Source organism: Paenarthrobacter sp. PAE-2, from assembly GCF_026013155.1.
Lineage (GTDB): Bacteria > Actinomycetota > Actinomycetes > Actinomycetales > Micrococcaceae > Arthrobacter > Arthrobacter ureafaciens.
Genome location: NZ_JAPDNV010000002.1, coordinates 186,642 through 207,795, shown reverse-complemented (window position 1 = coordinate 207,795; position 21,154 = coordinate 186,642). Strand labels below are relative to the sequence as shown.

The 21,154-nt window shown below is 64.6% G+C and carries 17 protein-coding genes; 6 read left to right on the top strand and 11 right to left on the bottom strand.

What is annotated here, in order from left to right:
- Window positions 1-56: 56 nt before the first annotated feature.
- Window positions 57-2,156: a phenylacetic acid degradation bifunctional protein PaaZ gene (gene paaZ / locus OCL88_RS01930; RefSeq protein WP_264961414.1), complete on the top strand. Its 2,100-nt coding sequence runs from the start codon at window positions 57-59 to the stop codon at window positions 2,154-2,156.
- Between the two features lie 133 nt (window positions 2,157-2,289).
- On the opposite strand, the gene OCL88_RS01925 is transcribed toward paaZ, so the two are convergent.
- The 4 genes from OCL88_RS01925 to OCL88_RS01910 form a co-directional block, all read right to left on the bottom strand.
- Window positions 2,290-2,697 (bottom strand): VOC family protein, encoded by a 408-nt coding sequence (locus OCL88_RS01925; RefSeq protein WP_062097766.1) that lies wholly within the window; start codon window positions 2,695-2,697, stop codon window positions 2,290-2,292.
- A gap of 168 nt (window positions 2,698-2,865) precedes the next feature.
- Window positions 2,866-3,468: a TetR/AcrR family transcriptional regulator gene (locus tag OCL88_RS01920; protein WP_021473867.1), complete on the bottom strand. Its 603-nt coding sequence runs from the start codon at window positions 3,466-3,468 to the stop codon at window positions 2,866-2,868.
- A gap of 81 nt (window positions 3,469-3,549) precedes the next feature.
- Window positions 3,550-4,896 carry a phenylacetate--CoA ligase PaaK gene (gene paaK / locus OCL88_RS01915; RefSeq protein WP_264961413.1) on the bottom strand — a complete coding sequence of 449 codons (1,347 nt, stop codon included), beginning with the start codon at window positions 4,894-4,896 and terminating at the stop codon, window positions 3,550-3,552.
- Between the two features lie 6 nt (window positions 4,897-4,902).
- Window positions 4,903-5,364, bottom strand: a complete 462-nt coding sequence (locus OCL88_RS01910) for a hotdog fold thioesterase (protein ID WP_021473869.1) — start codon at window positions 5,362-5,364, stop codon at window positions 4,903-4,905.
- Window positions 5,365-5,496: 132 nt separating this feature from the next.
- Between OCL88_RS01910 and OCL88_RS01905 the strand changes: the two genes are divergently transcribed.
- Window positions 5,497-6,060 (top strand): GNAT family N-acetyltransferase, encoded by a 564-nt coding sequence (locus OCL88_RS01905; protein WP_166186644.1) that lies wholly within the window; start codon window positions 5,497-5,499, stop codon window positions 6,058-6,060.
- Between the two features lie 48 nt (window positions 6,061-6,108).
- Here OCL88_RS01905 and OCL88_RS01900 read toward each other — a convergent pair whose 3' ends face one another.
- Together OCL88_RS01900 and OCL88_RS01895 are read right to left on the bottom strand one after the other, a co-directional pair.
- Window positions 6,109-7,665: a putative bifunctional diguanylate cyclase/phosphodiesterase gene (locus tag OCL88_RS01900; RefSeq protein WP_264961442.1), complete on the bottom strand. Its 1,557-nt coding sequence runs from the start codon at window positions 7,663-7,665 to the stop codon at window positions 6,109-6,111.
- Between the two features lie 4 nt (window positions 7,666-7,669).
- A complete protein-coding gene (locus OCL88_RS01895) occupies window positions 7,670-8,731 on the bottom strand; it encodes a hypothetical protein (protein WP_264961412.1) in 1,062 nt (353 codons plus the stop codon).
- A 105-nt stretch (window positions 8,732-8,836) separates the two neighbouring features.
- On the opposite strand from OCL88_RS01895, the gene OCL88_RS01890 reads away from it, so the two are divergent.
- Window positions 8,837-9,004: a hypothetical protein gene (locus tag OCL88_RS01890; protein ID WP_021473873.1), complete on the top strand. Its 168-nt coding sequence runs from the start codon at window positions 8,837-8,839 to the stop codon at window positions 9,002-9,004.
- A gap of 190 nt (window positions 9,005-9,194) precedes the next feature.
- Here the strand turns inward: OCL88_RS01890 and OCL88_RS01885 are convergent, their stop codons facing one another.
- Entirely contained in the window at window positions 9,195-10,838 is a 1,644-nt protein-coding gene (locus OCL88_RS01885; RefSeq protein ID WP_264961411.1) for a GAF domain-containing sensor histidine kinase, read from the bottom strand.
- A 197-nt stretch (window positions 10,839-11,035) separates the two neighbouring features.
- Between OCL88_RS01885 and OCL88_RS01880 the strand changes: the two genes are divergently transcribed.
- Window positions 11,036-11,416 carry an STAS/SEC14 domain-containing protein gene (locus OCL88_RS01880; protein ID WP_264961410.1) on the top strand — a complete coding sequence of 127 codons (381 nt, stop codon included), beginning with the start codon at window positions 11,036-11,038 and terminating at the stop codon, window positions 11,414-11,416.
- Window positions 11,417-11,435: 19 nt separating this feature from the next.
- A complete protein-coding gene (locus tag OCL88_RS01875; RefSeq protein WP_264961409.1) occupies window positions 11,436-12,248 on the top strand; it encodes a class I SAM-dependent methyltransferase in 813 nt (270 codons plus the stop codon).
- A 69-nt stretch (window positions 12,249-12,317) separates the two neighbouring features.
- Here the strand turns inward: OCL88_RS01875 and OCL88_RS01870 are convergent, their stop codons facing one another.
- From OCL88_RS01870 to OCL88_RS01860, 3 genes are all read right to left on the bottom strand, one after another.
- Complete coding sequence (locus tag OCL88_RS01870) at window positions 12,318-14,537, bottom strand: S9 family peptidase (protein WP_264961408.1); 2,220 nt, start codon at window positions 14,535-14,537, stop codon at window positions 12,318-12,320.
- 72 nt (window positions 14,538-14,609) lie between these two features.
- The gene (locus OCL88_RS01865; protein WP_264961407.1) at window positions 14,610-15,530 is read right to left on the bottom strand and encodes a GGDEF domain-containing protein; all 921 of its coding nucleotides are present in this window, start codon (window positions 15,528-15,530) and stop codon (window positions 14,610-14,612) included.
- Window positions 15,527-18,853: a response regulator gene (locus tag OCL88_RS01860; protein WP_264961406.1), complete on the bottom strand. Its 3,327-nt coding sequence runs from the start codon at window positions 18,851-18,853 to the stop codon at window positions 15,527-15,529. Before OCL88_RS01860 ends, OCL88_RS01865 begins: the two co-directional genes overlap by 4 nt.
- 503 nt (window positions 18,854-19,356) lie before the next feature.
- Between OCL88_RS01860 and OCL88_RS01855 the strand changes: the two genes are divergently transcribed.
- A complete protein-coding gene (locus tag OCL88_RS01855; protein WP_264961405.1) occupies window positions 19,357-20,373 on the top strand; it encodes a LysM peptidoglycan-binding domain-containing protein in 1,017 nt (338 codons plus the stop codon).
- Here the strand turns inward: OCL88_RS01855 and OCL88_RS01850 are convergent.
- On the bottom strand, window positions 20,370-20,978 hold the full coding sequence (locus OCL88_RS01850; RefSeq protein WP_264961404.1) for a low molecular weight phosphatase family protein: 609 nt from the start codon (window positions 20,976-20,978) through the stop codon (window positions 20,370-20,372). The two genes, OCL88_RS01855 and OCL88_RS01850, sit on opposite strands and share 4 nt — an antisense overlap.
- Window positions 20,979-21,154: the final 176 nt, after the last annotated feature.

Below are 21,154 nucleotides of genomic sequence, written 5' to 3'. Positions count from 1 at the left end.
GGTCCCCTGACATTCGACCGTGCCGCTTTCATGTGCCTCGGAAGGACCCGTCGACGATGACCACTACAGCAGTCGCCCCGGAAACCACAGACGTTGCCACCGTCCCCAGCTACGTTCAGGACGCGTGGTGGACCCCGGCGCCCGAAGCCAAGACCGTGCCTGTGCGTGATGCCAGCACCGGCGAAGTCCTGGCCAACGTGAGCACCGACGGCCTGGACCTTGCCGCCGTCGTGAATTACGGACGCACCACGGGCCAGGCGGAACTCGGCAAGCTGACGTTCCACCAGCGCGCCCTCAAGCTCAAGGAACTCGCACAGTACCTGAACGGCCGCCGCGAAGAGCTCTACGCCCAGTCCTCGCAGTCCGGCGCCACCAAGATCGACAACATGATCGACATCGACGGCGGCATCGGCGTGCTCTTCACGTTCGGCTCCAAGGGTCGGCGTGAACTGCCTAACTCGCAGGTGATCGTGGACGGCCCCATGGAGGTCCTGTCCAAGGACGGTTCGTTCGCCGGCGAGCACATCTACACCCGCATTCCCGGCGTTGCCGTCCAGATCAATGCCTTCAACTTCCCGGTCTGGGGGATGCTGGAGAAGTTTGCGCCGTCCTTCCTTGCCGGCGTGCCAACCATCGTCAAGCCGGCAACGCCCACGGGCTATGTCGCCGCGGCTGCCGTTAAGGCCATCGTGGAATCCGGCATCCTTCCCGCAGGTTCGCTCCAGCTGATCTCCGGTTCGGCTCGCACGCTCCTGGACGAACTCGACTACCGCGACCTCGTGTCTTTCACCGGTTCCGCCGCAACGGCCAAGTCCCTGAAGTCCCACCCCAACGTGGTGCAGGGCGGCGTCCGCTTCACCTCGGAGACGGACTCGCTGAACGCGGCCATCCTCGGCCCCGACGCCGTCCCCGGCACCCCCGAGTTCGACGCTTTCGTCAAAGCCGTCGTCACCGAGATGACCGTCAAGGCAGGCCAGAAGTGCACCGCCATCCGCCGCGTGCTCGTCCCCAAGGAGCTGACCTCCGAGGTCGCCGCAGCCATCGGCGCCCGCATCAACGAACGTGTTGTGGTCGGTGACCCGCGCGCCGAAGGCGTCACCATGGGTGCCCTCGCTTCGCTGGAGCAGCTCGCCGATGTTCGCGCGGCCGTCCAGTCCATGCTCGACGCCGGCGGTGAGCTTGCGTACGGAAGCCTCGATTCGCCGTCGGTCACCTCCGTCGGCGGCACCGTCGGCGTAGTGGAGGACGGCGCCTTCATGGCTCCGGTGCTCCTCAGCTGGGCTGACGCGGAAGCCGAAGAAGTTCACTCCCTCGAAGCCTTCGGGCCCGTTTCTTCCGTACTTGGCTACACCGACCTCGCCGACGCCGTGCGCCTCGCTGCCCGCGGTTCCGGCTCGCTGGTGGCCTCCGTGTGCACCAACGATCCCGCTGTGGCCCGTGAATTGGTTACCGGAATCGCAGCCCACCACGGCCGTGTCCACATGCTCAACCGCGAAGACGCACGCTCTTCCACCGGCCACGGTTCCCCCGTTCCGCACCTTGTCCACGGCGGCCCCGGCCGCGCAGGCGGCGGCGAAGAACTGGGCGGCATCCGCTCCGTGCTGCACCACATGCAGCGCACGGCCATCCAGGGTTCGCCGAACATGCTCACCGCCGTCACCGGCCAGTGGCACACCGGTGCCGACCGGAACTTCACCATCGAAACCGAAGGTGAGCACCCCTTCCGCAAGCACTTGTCCACCCTGCGGATCGGTGATGCTGTTCGATCCGACCTCCGCGAGGTCACGCTGGAGGACATCACGGCCTTCGCAAACTCCACCGGCGATACTTTCTACGCGCACACCAACCAGGAAGCCGCCGAGGCCAACCCGTTCTTCCCGGGCATCGTGGCTCACGGCTACCTGCTGCTTAGCTGGGCTGCGGGTCTGTTCGTAGAGCCGGCTCCGGGTCCCGTCCTGGCCAACTACGGCCTGGAGAACCTGCGCTTCATCACGCCGGTTGCCGCGGGCGACTCCATCCGGGTGACCCTGACCGCCAAGAAGATCACGCCGCGTGAAACGGACGAGTACGGCGAGGTTGCCTGGGACGCAGTCCTGACCAACCAGAACGACGACATCGTAGCCACCTACGACGTCCTCACCCTCGTGGAGAAGTAACCCTCTATCACTTCTCGCGGGTTTTGGGGGGTTGCTCTATCACTTCCCGCGGGTTTTGGGGGGTTGCTCTATCACTTCCCGCCGCGAACGACGAAACGCTCTCCCAAAAAGGAGAGCGTTTCGTCGTTAGTCTTTATAGCTGGTATTCGGCCTGCTGCCCGAGCGTTTCGTGGATGCAGAGGATGTTGTTCTCCGTGTCCATAAACCAAGCGCATTTCTCGGCTTCAGTAGTGCAAATATGGTTTTCCGTCTTGAGGCCGGGCTCGTCATAGTCTTGGAATGAAACGCCCCTGGCTTCCATTTCAGCGACCAATCGCTCGATGTCGTGGACCTCAAAACTCAGTGCGGTATGGCTTGAGTGCATGCCATCCGTGATGGGCAGCAACTGCAGCATCGCGCCGCCGTCGTTGCCGAACAAATCGTTTCCGTCCCAGGTTTTCCCACGGTGTGGCAGGCCGAGCTTTTCCGCATAGAAAGCGTGCGCGCGGCTCATGTCATCGACGGGCAGGACAGTTGTGGCTGTGTTGAGGGCTAGTTGCATGATGGCCACCTCCTACGCTGAAAATCCTACGCTCGCAGCGGCTCCGGAGACCTTACGAATTTCTGTCGCGTCCGGCCGGGAAGGGGGCGGGAGGTGATAGAGGGACGCCGGGAAGGGGGCGGGAGGTGAGAGAGGGACGCCCTAAACGCGGCGGGAGGTGAGAGAGGGTCAGGCGGCGGCGTGGAGGCCGTCGAATGCCATGGTGATCACGTCGTCCGCGAGCTTCTCCGGGGACAGCGAGCCGCCGGGCTTGTACCACTCCACGATCGAGTTGATGGTGCCGAACAGGAGCCTTGTGACCGTGCGGGGATCGATGTCCTGCCGCAGCGAGCCGTCCTCGCGCGCAGCGGAGATGAGCGCAGCCACCTTATGGTCAAATGCACGACGGCGTTCCAAGGCGTCGCGCTCAATGTCGGTGTTCCCGCGCAGGCGCAGGAGCAACGTGACGAAGGGGAGCCGTTCCACGAGCACTGCAATGGTTTGTCGCAGCACGAATTCCAAGCGGGCGTCGGCGGGGCCGGTCATGGCCTCGGGTTGCTCCAGGATGGCCTCCAAGCCGCCCAGGGCGTGGTCCAAGGCAAGCTTCAGGAGGTCGCCCTTGGACGGGACGTGGTGGTAGATGGCCGACTTCGAGATTCCGAGGTTTTCGGCCAGGATGCCCATGGACGTTGCGTCGTACCCGTGGCGGTTGAAGACGTCGACGGCGATGCGGAGCACCGACTGCTGGTCGTAACCGGGCCGTCCGCGCTTGGAGGTTGTCTCAGTTGGCATGGTGGCATTTTCTCACGATCAGTGGGCGGACCTGTCAAACCGAAGACGCCCCGTGAAGTACACGGGGCGTCACCGGGAAGACTAGGCCTTGGGGCGAAGGTCGTAGATGCGGCGGAGCTTGCCGTTGGAGCGTTCAAGCGAGCCGGGCTCAACGACGTCCACTACGCACGATGACCCGACGTGAATCTTGATCTGCTCGCGCAAGGCGTGTGCCGCCGTCGTGCCTGCTTCAACCGGAACGTTCTCGCGGCGCTCGATCCGCACCGTCAGGGAGTCCATGCGCTTGCCTTCGGGCCGCGTGAGCTCCAGCTGGAAGTGCGGGCTGAGCTCCGGGATCCTCAAAGCGATTTCCTCGATCTGGGACGGGAACAGGTTCACGCCGCGGAGGATGATCATGTCGTCGCTGCGGCCGGTGATGCGTCCCATGCGGCGGTGGGCCGGACGGGCCGTGCCGGGGAGCAGGCGCGTGAGGTCCTTGGTGCGGTACCGGATGATCGGCAGCGCTTCCTTGGTCAGGGACGTGAAGACGAGCTCGCCCGGTTCGCCGTCACCCAGGACTCGTGTGTGGTCGAAGGGGTCGATGATTTCGGGGCGGAAGTGGTCTTCCCAGATGTGGCAGCCGTCCTGGGTTTCCACGGCTTCGCCGGCGACGCCGGGGCCCATGACCTCGGAGAGCCCGTAGATGTCGCAGGCTTTGATGTCCATGGTGACTTCGAGTTCGCGGCGCATCTCCTCGGTCCACGGTTCGGCGCCGAGGACGGCGTACCTGAGCGACGTCGACTTGGGGTCGATGCCCTGCTGGGCCATGGCGTCGGCAATGGTCAGCAAGTACGTGGGCGTGGCCAGGATGGCATCCGGCTCGAAGTCCTGGATGAGCTGGATCTGGCGCTCGGTCTGGCCGCCGGACATGGGAATGACGGTGCAGCCGAGGGCTTCGGCGCCGGCGTGTGCGCCGAGGCCGCCCGTGAACAGGCCGTAGCCGTAGGCGTTGTGGACCTTCATTCCGGGGCGCACGCCCGAGGCGCGCAGCGAGCGGGCAACCAGCGTGGCCCAGTTGGCGAGGTCGTTCTTGGTGTAGCCCACCACGGTGGGGCGGCCGGTGGTGCCGGAGCTCGCGTGGATGCGGGCAACCTGGTCCTGCGGGACGGCGAACATGCCGAACGGGTACTCCAGGCGGAGGTCTTCCTTGGTGGTGAAGGGGAACTTGCCCAGGTCGCCCAGTTCGCGCAGATCGCTGGGGTGGACGCCGGCTTCGTCGAACTTGCGCTTGTACAGCGGCACGCGGTCGTAGGCGTAGGCGACAGTGTGCTGGAGGCGGCTGAGCTGCAGGGCCTCGAGCTCGTCGCGGGAGATGGTTTCCTCGCGGTCCAGTCCGGGAACAGCGGCTGCCTCCGGGGTGGCTGTTGCGGCGACGGTGTTCTGTGTCATGGCTTCCTACTTCTTGGAGATGGTGCGGCTGCGGCCACGGAACTCTGCAATGAGTTCGCCGGGTTCGGTGATGGTGGGGGAGGAGGACTCGTCAGCCGCGTAGAGCTGGATGTCGTACAGGCCGCTGCGGCCCGTTGTGGCACGGCGGTTGGCGACGGCGGTGATCACCTGGCCTTCGAAGGCCGGCTTGATGAAGTTGATGTCGACGCCGGATGCAACCGTGATGGTGGCGGCCTCCTCGGGCGTCGGGCTGGCCGGGTTGCAGGCCAGCGCGAAGGCGGTGTCACCGAAGGCGAAGATCATTCCGCCGTGTGCCATGCCGAAGCCGTTGAGCATTTCCTGGCGGAGCTTCATCCTGATGGTGGCGTGTCCGTCGTCGACCTTGAGGACCTCGATGCCCATCCATTCGGACGCATAGTCGTTCGTCAGGATGTGGTGCGAAGCACCGGAGAGGGTTGTTTCAACCATGCGTCATTGCCTCCAGCTTTATTTACCGAATGTTCATTAGGTAATCCCAGATCGCGCCACGTGTCAAGACTGGACAAAGCTCCAAGGCCTGAACTGGACATCCTTTCGGACCAGCACTGTAGCCTCGAAGACATGCCCGATATCGCGCTCCCGATCATCACCAAACGCCTCATCCTGCGGCGCTTCGAGGCCGAGGACCTGGAACGCTTCCACGCCTACCAGTCCCTCCCCGAGACCGCGCGGTTCCTTTTGCGCCCGCCCCTGAGCAAGACCAAAGCCATGGAGGTGCTGGGGCGCTACGCGAACTTCGAATTCAAGCAGGAGGGCGACTGGGTCTGCCTGGCGATCGAGCGGCAGGATGAGCCGGGACTGCTCGGCGAGGTGGTGCTGAAGTGGTTGGAAGGGCCGGGGCAGGCCGAGGTTGGCTGGATCCTGCATCCTGATGCGAGGGGCCAGGGAATCGCCACGGAGGCCGCGGAAGCCGTGCTGGACCTGGCCTTCGGACTCCTCGCCTTCCATCGCGTCGATGCCAAGCTGGACGCCCTCAACCACGGTTCGGCGGCGATCTGCAAGCGTATCGGCATGCGGCTGGAGGCGTCCCTCGTGGACATCTGGCACTACAAGGGGCAGTGGGCCACCGAGAACATCTACGCCATCCTCGACTCCGAGTGGCGTGCCCGGCGCAACGGCGAGTAGCCCCACGCCGGCGGCCGGCAACCAAGCCGGCAGGCCGCCGTCGTACTCCTAGTCCGCCACCGGCCAGGTCTTGTGGTGCTTGAGCTGCTCGGTGAGTACTTCCTCCGAGAGCGGCCTGCTGAAGTAGTACCCCTGCCCGCTGGTGCAGCCGATGCTGAGCAGGTACCGGGCCTGGTCCTCGGTCTCGATGCCCTCCCACACGGCGCCGAGCCCGCAAGCGCGGATGAGCTGCAGCACGGCGGCCAGCAGCGCGGGTTGGGCGGGATCGCTGCCGAGGGCCGAGAGTAGCGAGCGGTCCACTTTGACGGCGTGGACGGGCAGCCGGCGGAGATAGTCGATGGAGGAGTAGCCGGTGCCGAAATCGTCGATCTCCATGCCGACGCCGAGCCGTTCCAGACTGCTGAGGGTGTACCGGTCGAGGTCGTTGCCTTGGATCACGGCGCTTTCGGTCAGCTCGAGGACCAGCAATGTGGGGTCGAGCTTGGCTGTGGACAGCGCGTCCCGGACGTCCTCCACGAATTCGAGCCGCTGCAGGTCCGCGGCGGAGACATTGATGCGCATGTTGAAGTTGTGGTGCGCTGTGAGGGGATCGTTGCGCCAGCGCTGCAACTGCTCGACGGCGGTGCGCAGCACCCAGCCGCCCAGGTCGGAGATGAGACCCGTTTCCTCGGCGATGGGAATGAACTCGTCCGGCATCACCATGCCGCGCGAGGGATGGTTCCACCGGACCAAGGCTTCCACGCCCTCGATTTCGCGGGTGTCCAGCCGGATGATCGGCTGGTAGAACAGCACCAGCTCATTGCCGGAGATGGCTTCCTTGAGCTCGTTGACCATCTGGTTTCGGAGCTGCCGGGCATGCAGCATGGCTGGTTGGAATGACTTGAGCCGGCCGCGGCCCTCGGCTTTGGACTCGTACATGGCGATGTCCGCTTCCATCATCAGTTCCTGGGCACTCTGTCCAGGCGCGGCCATGCGGAGGCCCATGCTCGCTCCGCAGCGCACGTAGTGGCCCTCGATTTCCATGATGCCGTCGACGGCGGCGAGCACCCGGTTGCCGATCGATGCGGCAACCGCCGGGGTCACGTCGTGCAGGAGGATGGCGAATTCGTCCCCTCCCATGCGGGCGACGATGTCTTCTTCCCGCACTGCGCCGGTGATGCGCCCTGCCACCGTTTCGAGGACTTTGTCGCCGATGGTGTGGCCCAGGGAGTCGTTGATGCCTTTGAAGCCGTTCATGTCGAGCAGAAGGATGGCCGGGCGCTGCCCCTGTACGGTGGCTTTCTCCTGGGCGTCGGTGAGGGCCGTGGTGAACGCCGAACGGTTGCTGAGACCGGTGAGGGAATCCGTCATGGCCATGTGCTGCATTTCGCGGTGTGCCTCGTGCAGCTGCCGCGTTCGGGCGACTACGCGCTGTTCCATTTCCGCGTAGGCGATTTGCAGGTCTTCGGCCAGGAGATTGGTGCCCATGATGACGGCGTCGATCTCGTCCCGGGCGTCCGAGACTTCCATCCGGGCGTCAAGGTCACCGGCAGCGAGCCGGACGATTCCGTCCAGGAGCTTGCCCAGCCGTGGGTCCTTCCCGGCTATTGAGTCCTCCTGCGGCACCTGCTCACCCCCTGTGTTCGCCGCCCCGTTCTTTCGCAGCACTGCCAACATTATCGCGGAGGTAGTCATGCACGGCCGAACTGCGCTCGGGCAGGGCTGATTGGTCGAAGAGGCTTGCGGACTTGTCGAACACGGCCTCGGCATCATCCAGCCTGCCCAGTGCCAGCAGGGTCCTGCCGAGGAGGAAGTGTGCTTCGGCGGCTGTCTGGGTGGCAAGGATGGAGGATTGTGCACAGAGCGGCTCGAGGATGGACAAAGCTTCGGGCATGTCCTGGTTGAGGTAGTTCCAACGGGCGCGGACCAGGGACATCTCCAAGTGGTCCCGCTCGGAGCCGCCCACAATGTCCGTTGCCATCTCCGCCCGTTCGATGCAGCGCAGCGTTGCGGAGTCCAGGAGCTTGGCCTGAAGCCTCATCTCCGCCGAGGCCCGGTTGAACCGCGCCCACAGGTCCACATCCTTGGAGGGGGACAGTCGTTCGGCCGCGAGGTCGTGGTACAGCCCGCCGTCGGCAACCCTGTCCGCGAGGAATGCGACGTTACCGATGACCCAGTAGCCCTTGCCCGCAGTGTCCTCGTCAACATCCGCCAGCAGGGTTTCCAGCTGCAGGCATTCGCGCCAGGCGTCCTCAAGCAGGCGGCTTTCGGCCAACGCCGCGATGAGTGCGCGCTGGGCGAGGATCTGGACATCCAGCAGATCGGGGTGGCCCGCGGCCACTTTGGCGGAGTCCGAGGCCATGGCAGCAGCCTCGGCCAAACGGCCCAAACCCTGGAAAGCGACAGCCACCATGGTCCCGGCTTTCGCGCCGCGTTCGGGGGAAGCTGCTGTGAGTTTGTGATTGTTCAGTTCGGTTGCCAGTCGCAGGTATTCTTCGATGCTGCCCTGGTCCCGGCGGCATTCTGCTTGGAGGTAGAGCATTTCCCACCACGTGTCGTCATCCCCGGCGGCACCGGCCAGGTCAGCAGCGTCACCGGCGAGTTCGAAAGCCTCGTCGAATCTTCGCTCTTTCCATTTGGCACGTGCATTGAGCCCTGCTACAACGTGTGATGCCAGGTGGGGACTCTGCATAAACCCATTATCCATGTCATTAGCATTGAAAAGCTCGTATAGTTTGCCCCGTGACATTGTTCAAGTCACACACTCAATTCGCATCAAAACGAAAGGGCACAGCGGATGAAGAAATTTGCGGCAACCCTGCTCATGGCGGCAGTCCTGGCAGTTACAGGATTCGCTGCTCCGGCTAACGCCGAGCCGTCGCAGGACTCCACGGCAATCGGCTGGTGGCCGAACAGCGTCACCACCAAGACAAACACCACCAGCATCGGATGGTGGCCGAACTAAATTGGGGGGACGCCTGAAAAGGCCCCATGACGCAATTTGATGCCCCGGGTTGTTACCCGGGGCATCTGTTTTGTTTCGATATGTGTCGCGGATTAGTGACCCCGCCGTCAGGACTGGCCTGCATGCTTGACTGAGCTGTCACACGACAATGCGGGGGCAGAAACCGACGACGGCGTTGCTCGCCTGTTGCTTACGGCCCGCCGACAGGGAGCTCAATGGACACCGTGGTCCCTGCCCCCAGGGTGGAATCAAGGTTCAGCCGTCCCATGTGCCTGCTGACGATGTCCTGCGCGATCGCCAGGCCCAGCCCGCTGCCGGGTACTGCCGCCGACGTTGCGTTTGATGCCCGGTAGAAGCGGGTGAAGATATGGGGCAGATCGTGTTCAGGGATGCCAAGGCCAGTGTCCGCCACGCGCACCAGTGCCGCGTGTCCGCCGTCGTCCGTTTCCTCCAGGACGCTGGTAATCCCAACCCGGCCACCCTCCGGAGTGAACTTGATCGCGTTGGCGACGATGTTGGTGAAGACCTGCTCGAGCTTGGCTTCGTCTGCGGTGACCTCGATGTCTTCGGAGGCTTCAACGTAGGAGATATCCACGTGCCTGGACTCAGCCAAGGGCCGGAGCGTGGCAACAACAACCTGCAGCAGCTTGTCGATATCCACGGGTTTGAGGTTCAGGTTGCTGCCGTCCTGCATGGAAACCGTCAGCATGTCCTCGATCAGGCGCCGGAGCCGGTCCGAGTTCCTGGCGATGACGTCCAGCATCTTCTTGATGCCGTCGGGGACCGGACCGCCGGAGCCGTCGCGGATCATGTCCAAGTAGGCCGTGATGGAGGTCAGGGGAGTCCGGAGTTCGTGGTTCACGGTGGCGAGGAAATCGGTCTTGGCCTTGTCCAACTGCCTCAGCTGCTGCAGCACCCGTTGCTGGGCGCTGATGAGGTGGCCCTGGATGAGCCCATGGGCAACGTTCCCCGCCACGTGCTGCATGAGTGAGAGTTCGGGGCGCGTCCAGTCATGGATCCGGTTCTCGGTGCACAGGAGGACCACGCCCAGTGCCGAGGCACCTTCGCCAACAGGGAGGATGGCCGTGGACACAGGGTGCAGTTCGGGGGACCATTCGCGCAAGGTCCGGCTGATGGTGCAATCCGGTTCCTCTCGGTGGTCAAGCACTGCCAAGACGTCCGCCTCGGTCCACAGAAGGTTGGACAGCTCTGCGATGGCGTTCTCGCTGTTGCCGAGCTTGGCGGGAAGCTGTTTGCTGCCGGGGGCGTTCCACTGTGCCCGGATGGAGGGGACGCGCTCGTCACGGAACGTTGCGAACCAGACGTGCTTCACCCCCAACGCTTCGCCGAAACCCCGGACTACGTGGTCGGCAATGAGCTGGGGGTCGTTGGTTTCACGGATCGCGGCCGACACGTTGCGCAGGCTTTCCCGCAGGGCCTCCATGTGGTGGCGCGAGCGGGAGCGTTCCCTGGACCTGCCAATGAGCGTGTTGACCCTGTGAACCAGCTCGTCCGGGCGGACGGGGTTGATGACGTAGTCGACTACCCGCCACGCCTCTGCTTCCTCGAGGTCCACGGAATCCCCGGCGTTCAGCAGCAGCAGGACGGGGATCCCGGGACTGCGCAGTCCGTGGGCGAGGGCGTTCTCCACCACCACGATCGAGGGGTGGTTGTGTTCGAGGCTGATGGCCAGTGAATCAGGGTTTGAAGCAGGGAAAACCTGGAAGCCGGCAGCGGTGAGGGCGGCCGACGTCGTCGTCAACCGTCCCACGTCCGAATCCAGCACCACGGCCGTGAGCGGAACGTGCTGTACTTCGGCTCCGTTGTGAACCACTGAGCCCCTTCCGTTACAACTTTTGTTCCACGGTTTTACCAGATGTTGCACACCTTATCAGCGCATCCGCAGGTCACGGCCCGGCATGGCCAAATGGGTCGCGTCCTGCCTCTTTACATTGGGCACGCGCTCGGCAAGTGTTGATGTGTCGGGGGAGGAATCAGCGGTGCCCCGGTTACGAAACGTCGAGGAGCACGGTGGAGCAGGCAGCATCCCAGGACTATCAGCCGGTTGATTTTGAGCTTGAATTGGAGGAACCGGGAATTCTTCGGCTGACGTGGCCCCGGGGAGCGCGCATCAAGGAACGGGACGCCCAGCGCGCCATGGACCGCGTGAACGAGATCTGCGGGGAGGACCGGCATCCGATGATCGTGGACATGGCCACTACCAACGATGTCACCCGCGGCGCCCGGTCCGTGTTCGCGAAACCTTGCCAGGCCTCGCGCATCGCCTTGTGGGGGTCGTCGCCGGTGGACAGGGTGATCGCCAATTTCTTCCTCGGAATCATGAAGCCCCCGTGCCCCACCAAATTCTTCACGGACGAAACAGAAGCACTCAACTGGCTGATCGACGCGTAAGCGCCCATATATTGGGAGCATGCTGACTGCTTTCCGCAAGTACCTGCTGGTTCCGCGCCTCATCAGGCTGTCCTCCGGGGCACCCAAGGACCCGCAGACCGCATGGGACCAATACTGGGGCAAGGTACGTTCCACGGGAGCCGACGGCGATGTCCTCTGGGACTCGGGCAGCAGCCATGAGGCAGAGAGCTACCTGCCCAAATTCGCCTTGCTGGATGCAGACCTTCCGTTGGTGGACGTCGGCTGCGGCAACGGCAGCTTCACCCGCTACTTCGCCCCGCATTTCCCGCATGCTGTGGGCGTGGACTACTCGGCAAATGCAGTTGAGCGGGCGCGGCGCGAATCGCATGAGTGCCCGACGACGTCGTTCGCCGTTGCGGACCTCACGGCACCCGGCGCGTGGCGAACCGTAGGGACGGCGTTGGAAGAGGCGGGCTTCAGCGGAGACGCCAACGTGTTCATCCGCGGCGTGCTCCATGTCCTGGACCGGAAGGGCCGGGCTGCTTTGGCAGCGAACTTGCTGCCGGTCGTGGGCCGGCGAGGCACGGTGTTCCTCGCGGAAACCAACTTCCCCGGCACCCCCGTGGACTACGTCAGCCACCTCGGCGCGACGCGCCACTCCATTCCCGCACCGCTGGAGTGGGCCATCCGTGGCCTTCCCATGCCCGGGCGCTTCGGTGCCGCTCAACGGCGCAAGGCGTTTCCGCCGTCGGACTGGGACCTTGTGGAGGAGGGGGCGGCCAACATCGAAACCCGGCCGCTCAGCAACCCCGGGCGCCCGGACGTCATCCCCGGCTATTTCGCCCTCCTCCGCCCCCACCAGCCCAAGTAGGTCGCATTAGTGCGCGTTTTGAGCCGTCTAAACGCGCACAAATGCGACCCAGTTGGGTGGCGGGGAGGGTTACTTGAGGCCGGCCCCGGGGAGGAGTTCCGTCGCGCCGAGGGAGTCGGCTACGAACGCGTAGTCCCACGCACGCTCACGCCACTGGACGTACCTGCCGGAGGCTCCGCCGTGCCCGCCGTCCATCTCGATCTTCATCACGATCGGCTCGGAACCCGTGGACGCGGACCGCAGCGCCTGCACCCACTTGGCCGGCTCCACGTACAGCACACGGGTGTCGTTGAAAGAGGTCACGGCAGCGATCTTCGGGTAAGCCACGGACCGCACGTTCTCGTACGGTGTGTAGGACTTCATGTACGCGTAGGCCTCGGGGTCCGTGATCGGGTTGCCCCATTCTTCCCATTCCAGCGCGGACAGGGGGAGGTCCGGATCCAGGATGGTGGTCAACGCATCCACGAACGGCACCTGGGCGACCACGGCCGCGTACTTCTCCGGCGCCATGTTCGCGACGGCGCCCATGAGCAGGCCGCCCGCCGAGCCACCCATTGCGGCAATGCGACCAGGGGCAACCCAACCGGAGGAAGCCAGCCAATCCGTGGCCGCGATGAAGTCCGTGAACGTGTTCTTCTTGGTGAGTTTCTTGCCGTCGTCGTACCAGTGCCGGCCCAGCTCTCCACCACCGCGGATGTGCGCAATCACCATGACGATCCCGCGGTCCAGCAGGGACAACCGGGCCACGCCGAATCCGGGATCCATGCTCACTTCGTACGAGCCGTACCCGTACACCAGGCCGGCGCCCGTCCCGTCCTGCTTGACCGAAACGTGTCGCAGCACGGACAGCGGGACCCGGGTGCCGTCGTCGGCGGTTGCCCACTCACGGGTGGCGACGTAGTCGGCGGCCGAGTAGCCGCCCAGTACGGGGCTTTCCTTGCGCAGCAGCAGTTCACCGGCGGGAGCGTCAGCGGTGGGCAGCACAAAGTCGTAAACCCGCGACGGCGTGAAGTAGGACGTGTAACCGATCCGGATGACGGGAGCGTTGTAGTCGGAGCCGGAGACGCCCGCGGTGTAGAGCTCCTCGTCGAATTCCGGCTCCACCGGGGCAGCCTGCTGCGGCATCCCCAGCCCGGCGAGCGGCAGGACTTGCACGCGTTCAATGGTGTCCTTCCGGATGGACAGCACCAGGTGCGTGGCGGTCACGCCGGCGCCGTTGACACGCACGTCGTCTGAATGTTCGACGACGGTACGCCAGTCCTGCTCGGACAGCGGCTTGGCCAGTTCTTCAGGATCTACCAGGCTCACCATCGAGTTGATGGCGTCCTTGTTGTGGGTGAGCAGGATGGTCTCGCGGCCGTCCAGGAGGAAGGGCTCTGCCTCGTAGAGAAGGCGCTCGTCACGGGAGATGACGGTGGTCAGCCCGGCGTCGTAGTTGTCGAAGCGGAGCAGGCGGGTTTCGCTGTATTCCGAGCAACCGATGCTGAGCACGAGGTGACGCCGGTCCGAGGCGAGGTCGAAGCCCAGCCACATGGCGACGTCGTCCTCCTGGTACACCACCTCATCCTCGGTGACCGGCGTTCCCAGGACGTGGGCCTTCACCTGGTAGGGGCGCCAGGATTCGTCCACCACCGTGTAGAAGAGGCGGGTTCCGTCGGGGGAGAAGGCCACGCCGTAGAAGACGTTCTCGATCACGTCCGGGAGGAGTTCGCCGGTGCGGAGGTCTTTGATGCGGAGGGTGAAGCGTTCGTCGCCGGCGTTGTCCACGGCGTAGGCGTAGAGGTTACCGTCGATGGTGACGGCGGCACCGCCAACGCTGAAGAAGGGCTTGCCCTCGGCCTCGACGTTGCCGTCCAGGAGGATCTCCTCGCCGGCCAGGGTAACGCCGGGTTCAACCGACGGCGGAGTCCAGTCCGCCACGCGGTCTCCCGTGTCCTGGGCCCGGACGCGGCACTGGATGGTGTATTCCTTGCCCTCCACGGAGCGGCTGTAGTACCACCAACCGTCCTTGCGGCTGGGCACGGACAGGTCAGTTTCCTGGGTGCGGCCCTTGATCTCCTGGAAGATCGCTTCGCGCAGCGGCTCCTGGTGCGCGGTCACAGCTTCCTGGTAGGCGTTCTCAGCCTTGAGGTGTTCAACCACCTCCGGGGATTCCTTGTCCCGCAGCCATTCGTAGTTGTCCACGAAGACGTCGCCGTGGTGTTCGCGACGGGTGGGGACACGCTTGGCAACAGGGGGTTGGGGTGAGGAAGCCGGGGCAGGAGCAGGCGCGGAAGAAGTGTGGCTCATGTGGCCACTCTATCGCCCAAGTAACTGGCAGCAGGGGTTGTTCTCAGCGCTCAGAACAACCCCTGCTGCCAGTCAGTTGGGGAAGGAACTACGGCTCGCTACCGTCACCCGGTTCCGGCCCGAGGCCTTGGCTGCGTACAGGGCGAGGTCAGCATCCTTGAGGAGCTGCTCGGTGCCCGAACGGTGCCCCTCGGCATAGGAAGCCACTCCGGCGCTGATGGTGAGGACGCCGTCCGGATCACCCGTGTGCTCGATCTGCAGCGCGTGCACCGCCGAACGGATGCGTTCCATGACATCCTCCGCGCCGTCCGAGTCCTGCCCGTGCAGGAGCAGCAGGAACTCCTCGCCGCCAAACCTGTAAACCCCGTCGGTCTCCCGCACGGCACGGGCAAGCGTGGACGCGATAGCCACCAGCGCCGCATCGCCGGCTGGGTGCCCGTACAGATCGTTGTAGCTCTTGAAGTTGTCCACATCCACCATCGCCAAGCAGAAATCGTGGGGCTCGGTCCGGTCCTGCAGCTCGGCGAGGTCCTCAGTGAGCTTGAGCCTGTTGTGCAGCTTGGTGAGGGGATCCGTGCGTGCCTGTTCGGTGAGCGCCGAACGGTAGCGCGCGAGGTCCGCGTGCAGCGACGTGATCCGTTGCGCGGCCAGCAGCCTGATGCGCAGGTTGAACGGGTCCAACGGCTTGGTGACGTAGTCGTCCGCACCCGCCTCCATGCCGGCCAGCACGTCATCCCGGGAACCGTGCGAGGTCACCAGGATCAGGTAGGTGTAGGAGTCATCCTCCGCTTCCCGGATGGCCCGGCACAGGTCCAAGCCGTTCAAGCCCGGCATCATCAGGTCCGTCACTACAGCCTCGGGCTGGTGCACCTGATACAGCTCCCAGGCTTCGTCGCCGTCAACCGCCACCACGCACTCGTGCCCGGCCTGCTCCACTGCAGCCTTGGTGATCATCCGGGAAATCAGGTCATCGTCCGCGATCAGGACTTTCATGGGGCTCCCAACAACGTGCGCCCGAGTTCTTCTTCGGCCCGGGCCAATTCTGCTTGCAATTCTTCAAAGACGGGACGGCCCACCGGCTCCAACCGGGCTGAGTCCGATCCGCCCAGCTGTTCCAACCTCTTCGACAACGCCGATGCCCCCACAGCGCCGATGCTCCCCGCCGCACCGGCCAGCTTGTGCGCCGCCGCCCGGAGCAAGCCTGCGTCGTTGCGGGACAGGGCCTCGTCCAGGACGCCGAGCGCCCGGCCCGCCTCCTCCCGGAAAGCCGCGACTGCGTCGGGCAGCAGCCCGGGGCCGAGCTCGCGCAGCATTTGCACACGGTCCGGGTCAATCGCCGGAGCGGCGCTCGCCGGGGATGTAGCGTCCGCTTGGGATGAAACGCTCGCCGGGGATGTAGCGCCCGCTTGGGATGTAGCGCTCGACGGCGTTGCTGCCGCCGGCTCCTGCGGCACCCACCTGGCCAGGGTTTGCCCGAGCGTGTCCACGTCCACGGGCTTGCTGATGTAGTCGTCCATGCCGGCCGCGAAACAGCGCTCGCGGTCCTCATCCAAGGCCCCGGCCGTCATGGCGATGATGGGGACGTGTCGGCTGGCGGCGTCGCGGGCGCGAATGATGCGTGTTGCTTCGAATCCGTCCATCACCGGCATGTGGCAGTCCATGAGGATGGCTGCGTAGTCCCGGGTGAGGGTGGCAGCGACGGCTTGTTCGCCGTCGTCGACGATGTCTACCTCGTACCCCAAGCGGTTCGCCATGCCGCGGGCCACCAGCTGGTTGACCTCGTTGTCCTCGGCCACCAGGAGCCTGCCAAGGCTCCCGGCGGCCGGCCGAACCGCCGCGGTCTTCGCGGGTGCCGGGCGTGGAGTCTTGCCGGCGACAAGCCGGAGCAGCCGGTTGTAGAACTCGGAGCTGCGGACCGGTTTGGTGAGGTACTCGCGGATGCCGGCGGAGGTGAGTTCGGCTTTGTCCACGCCCATGGTGGATGTCAGCAGGATGATGCCCGGGGCGGGTGTGCCGTTGCTTTCCGACGTGAGCTGGCGGGCGAGCTGCAGGCCGTTGGTGTCCGGCATGCACATGTCCACCACTGCGAGGTCGTAGGGTGCATGGGCATTGGCCGCCGCGCGGTATTGTTCCAAGGCGCTCCTGGCGTCCGGCACAGCTACGGGAACCATGCCCCAACTGGCCAGCTGGTTCTCCAGGACCAAGCGGTTGGTGGAGTTGTCATCCACCACCAGGACCCGGCGGCCTGCCAACGACGCCGGAACTGCCGCCGTGTCCGCGGGGACCGGGCCGATCGGCAGCTCCAGCACGAACCAGAACCGGCTGCCGGCACCTACCTCGCTGGCCAGGCCGATTTCACCGCCCATGACTTCCGTGAGCCGCCGGGAGATGGCCAGCCCCAGGCCGGTTCCGCCGTAGCGGCGCGTGGTGGACGCATCGGCCTGGGCGAAGGATTCGAACAGGCGTTGGTGGTCCGCTTCGCTGATGCCGATTCCGGTGTCCCGGACTTGGAAGCGCAGGGAAGCTTTGCCGTCGTGCTCCTTCAGGAGGGACACCTGGATCTCCACCTCACCGGAGGGGGTGAACTTCACGGCGTTGGAGGCAAGGTTCAGCAGGATCTGGCGGATGCGTCCGGAATCGCCCATGAGCCGTGGCGGGACGTCCGGATGGCAATAGGAAATGAGCTCCAGGTCCTTGCTCTGCGCGGCTTCGGCAACGAGTCCGGCCACCTCTTCCACCAGTGCCCGCGGATCGAAAGCGGTGACGTCCAGGTCCACTTTGCCGGCTTCCAGCTTGGAGAAGTCAAGGATGTCGTTGATGAGGGTGAGGAGAACCTCGCCGGCACCTTTCACGCCTTGCGCGTATTGGCGTTGGGCTTCGTTCAGCTCGGTGTCCATGAGGAGGGACGTCAGCCCGATGACGGCGTTGAGCGGGGTGCGGATTTCGTGGCTCATGGTGGCGAGGAACTCGGACTTCAAGCGGCTCGCTTCCAACGCCGTCTCACGGGCACACAAGAGCTCGGCTTCGGCGGCCTTGCGTTCGGTGATGTCCCGGGAGATGGTGGCCGCGCCCCTGATGCCCGTGGCGCCGCGGACGGGGGACATCGTGATGGAGACCGGAATAAGGGTCCCGTCTGAACGCCGCCTGGTGGATTCGTAGTTCTGCACTGTGCCTTGCGCTGCCGTGATGGCGAGGGCTTCGGCTTCCTCCTGGCGGAGTTCGGCGGGGATGAAGAAATCGCTCTTCCTGCCGATGGTTTCCGACGCCGGATAGCCGTAGATGCGCTCGGCGCCCGGGTTCCAGCTGGTGATGGTGCCGTCAGGGTCCTTGCCGATGATCGCGTCGCCGGAGGAGTTGACGATCGCCCCGAGACCTTCCAGTTCGGCGGTGCGTTCGGCAACTTTGCTTTCGAGTTCGCTGGTGAGCGTGACGTTCTCGACGACGATCAGCACCTGGCGCACGATGACGAAACTAATAGTCACCAAACCAGTGATGACCAGGATGGGCTCAAAGCCGATGGCCCTGCTCCTGGAGAAGAACACGGCACTGAAAACCGGCAGGTAGGGGAGCAGTTCCAGCATCGCCGCGTAGGCGCGGCCGTCCTTGCGTACCTTGTCCGACGCCGGAACAAGGGGGCTGAGGGCAATCAACAGCAGGGCCGTCACCCACCCGAAGACCAAGGGCGAACCCGTGACGCCGGTGACGCCTTCCAGGGTGAAGCGCACATAGATCAGGTCCGTGCCGGCGAGGATCCAGAAGCCCACACCCAGGCATAGCCACGGCAGCCGCCTTCCGCGCACCGCCCGCATGGTCAGGACGATGACCACGGTCACCATGAACACGTCCGCTATGGGGTAGGCCATCTGGGTGGCGTTGGCGAAGGGGTCCTGGTTCGGCCTGCCTGCCAAAGGTCCCAGGACAGCACTCCACGCTATGAAAAACGTGGAGCTTGCCACCACGCCGGCATCCAGGATGGTCCGTTTGAGGGAGAGCCGCCGGCCCTTCCCCTTTAGCAGCAGGGTCAGCCCAATGGCTGCGGGCAGCGCATACCCGATGAAGCCGATGTCGGCGATGGAGGGGAAGGGGTAATCATGGTTAAGCGTGACGCCGTTGACGGTCCAGATGAGCTGGCCGGCAGTCCACAAAGCCAGCCCGGCAACTACGAACCACCGGCCTGTGGCATGGCCCCGGCGTCGCGCGGCCGCCAGCGTGTGGGCAGTCAGGGCTGTAAGCGCGGCAGTCAGTATTGCCAGGTCGCCCAGCAATTGTGCGGTGGGAGAACCGATGCCGCTGGCAAGGCCGGCCGACAGGAGCACAAAGCATAAAGCTGCGGCCGTCGAGAAGAGCCGGATTGTTCGTGCGGTTACTCTGCGCGGTGGCAGAACTCCTTGCTTCACTCCTGCCACCGAACCCCTGCCTTCAACCGTGGCCCCACCCAAAAGCGAACAATGCGCGTACTGCCCTTTGCGCTGTGGTGATCATACGTGAACGGAAGCCTAACCATCATGTGCCATCCGGATATGGCCCCGAATTTGCAGCACCGGAATCAGGTAGTCGGCCTTGACTAATCGAGTATTACTTGGCGTAAGCGGGAGCTTATTCGCAGAAAAGTCGAGTACCTCCTACTCATGCGCGTAGGAATCCCAATTCCTACGCTTGAGATTCCTAGGTAAAGCGATTCCGTTCCTCCGGCTCAGCGGCGGACGGCACGTGGTGACGAAGCACGTGCCTCCCATAACTTTCCTGCGCTTGGTGCCAGTGCTCTTTTTGCGAGTTTCGGCCATCCGCGGTCCGCGCCTTGGAGCCACGGGGTTTTCCCATGAATATGAACGACCTTGATCTTGACCCCGCAGTATCGAGCGGGGGAAGCGGCCCGGTGGAGAAGCCCCGCCGGAGAAAGTCCAAGCTTTTGGTGGCCTTGGCAGTACTCGCGATTCTGGCCTTGGTTCCCCTCTATTTCGGGGTAGTCAATTGGTGGGCGCCTGCCGGAAATGATGCCGGTACGGCCGCAAGCCAACCTTCGGCGGCGTCCGACGGTGGCGCCAACAGTGCCACAGCAGACACTCCCGGGGCTGCGGACCAGGCCCCGGCCGGGTCCGCACCGCCGACGGAAGCGCCGAAAGCGGAAGCGGCCCCAGCGGAGGCGGCACCGGCAGCCCCAGCACCAGAACCCGCGGCGGCACCGCCAGCCGCAGAACCGGCACCGCCAGCCGCAGAACCCGCACCGGCTCCCGCAGCACCCGCCGGCGATCCAAACCTCTACACAGTGGTTTCCGGAGACACGGTAGGAAGCATTGCTGCCAGGTTCGGCGTGGACGTCAATGCCATGCTGGCCGCCAACGGACTCAGCGGCTATTCGATCATCGTGCCCGGCCAGGTCTTGAAGCTGACGGGACCGCCGATCGCACTAATAGCCCCGGCACCTGCCCCACAACCTGCCCAAGCACCCGCAGCGCAGGCACAAGTGGCCGCAGCCCCCGTCGCGGCCGCTCCGGCACCCGCTCCGGCCATCAGGACCATCTACGTCGCGGGTGCCGGTGGTCAGGGCATGGTGGATGCGTGCATTGGGCCAATCCACTACACGCCAACCAATGCTTACGCCACGTTCATCACGGAGCACGACTATTGCGGAGGCTGGGCCCGGTTCTCCGGAATCGGTGTCGGTGAGCGGGTGAGCATTCCCGGCTATGGAACGTTCACGGCTACGGCACGGGGCCAAGTGCCCAACCCGGGAACTACCAACAATATTGCAGCGGTGTTCGGCGGGTTCCCCGCGGTAGTCCTGCAGACCTGCATCCCGGGTACCAACCAGATGCTGGTGATTGCCCTGAACTAACTGGTCCCCTGACCCGGCGCCGTGAGGCGCGCAAACCGGAGGATGCCAAGGATGGCCGGGGCCAGCTCATCCTCCATCTGGTGGTAGACCTCTTCCGATCGTCGGTAGGGGTCTACCACGTCGTTCTCTGATGGATCGGATGGCAGAGCCAAGTGCCGCACGGAGGCTGCCTTGGCCGGCAGCTGCCGCCAGAACTCAACAATGTCCCCCGCGGCAGTCACGTCGTCACGGGTTTGCAGGACGGAGAGCATCCGGGCAAATTCCCGGACCGTGAAGGTGCGCTTCAGCAGGGACGCATCCAGTTGCAGGACTTCGCCGCGGTGCTTGGAGGTCATGGCAAGCACCAGATCTGATTGGCGGAGGATCTTTTGGTTCAACTGCCTGGCTGCAAAACCGTCCGGGTCGCCGCGGAAGGTGCTGATGATGTGGGCGGAGAGCGGTTGGATGGGTTCGCCCACCATGGCCCGGGTGCCCGCGCTGCGCACCTCGAACGATCCCGGGCTCACCTGATTGAGTCCCGCCTGCAGCAACCGTTCGGCCACGGGGGAGCGGCAGATGTTGCCGGTGCATACGGTGAGGATCCTGAAGGGCTGGGGCGATTCCACGTAGAGCTCTTTCCTGGCGTCGGTTTGGGGTTGTCCGGACCCCACCCCAAGTTAACACGCTCAATCCGAAGCAGCCTTGTCAATTGCCGGGCGCGGTTGCGACTCGCCGGGGACAGCACGGCGCAGCGGCCAAAAGCTTGACTGAAAACCTCCCGTCCGCATATTCTGAACGAACG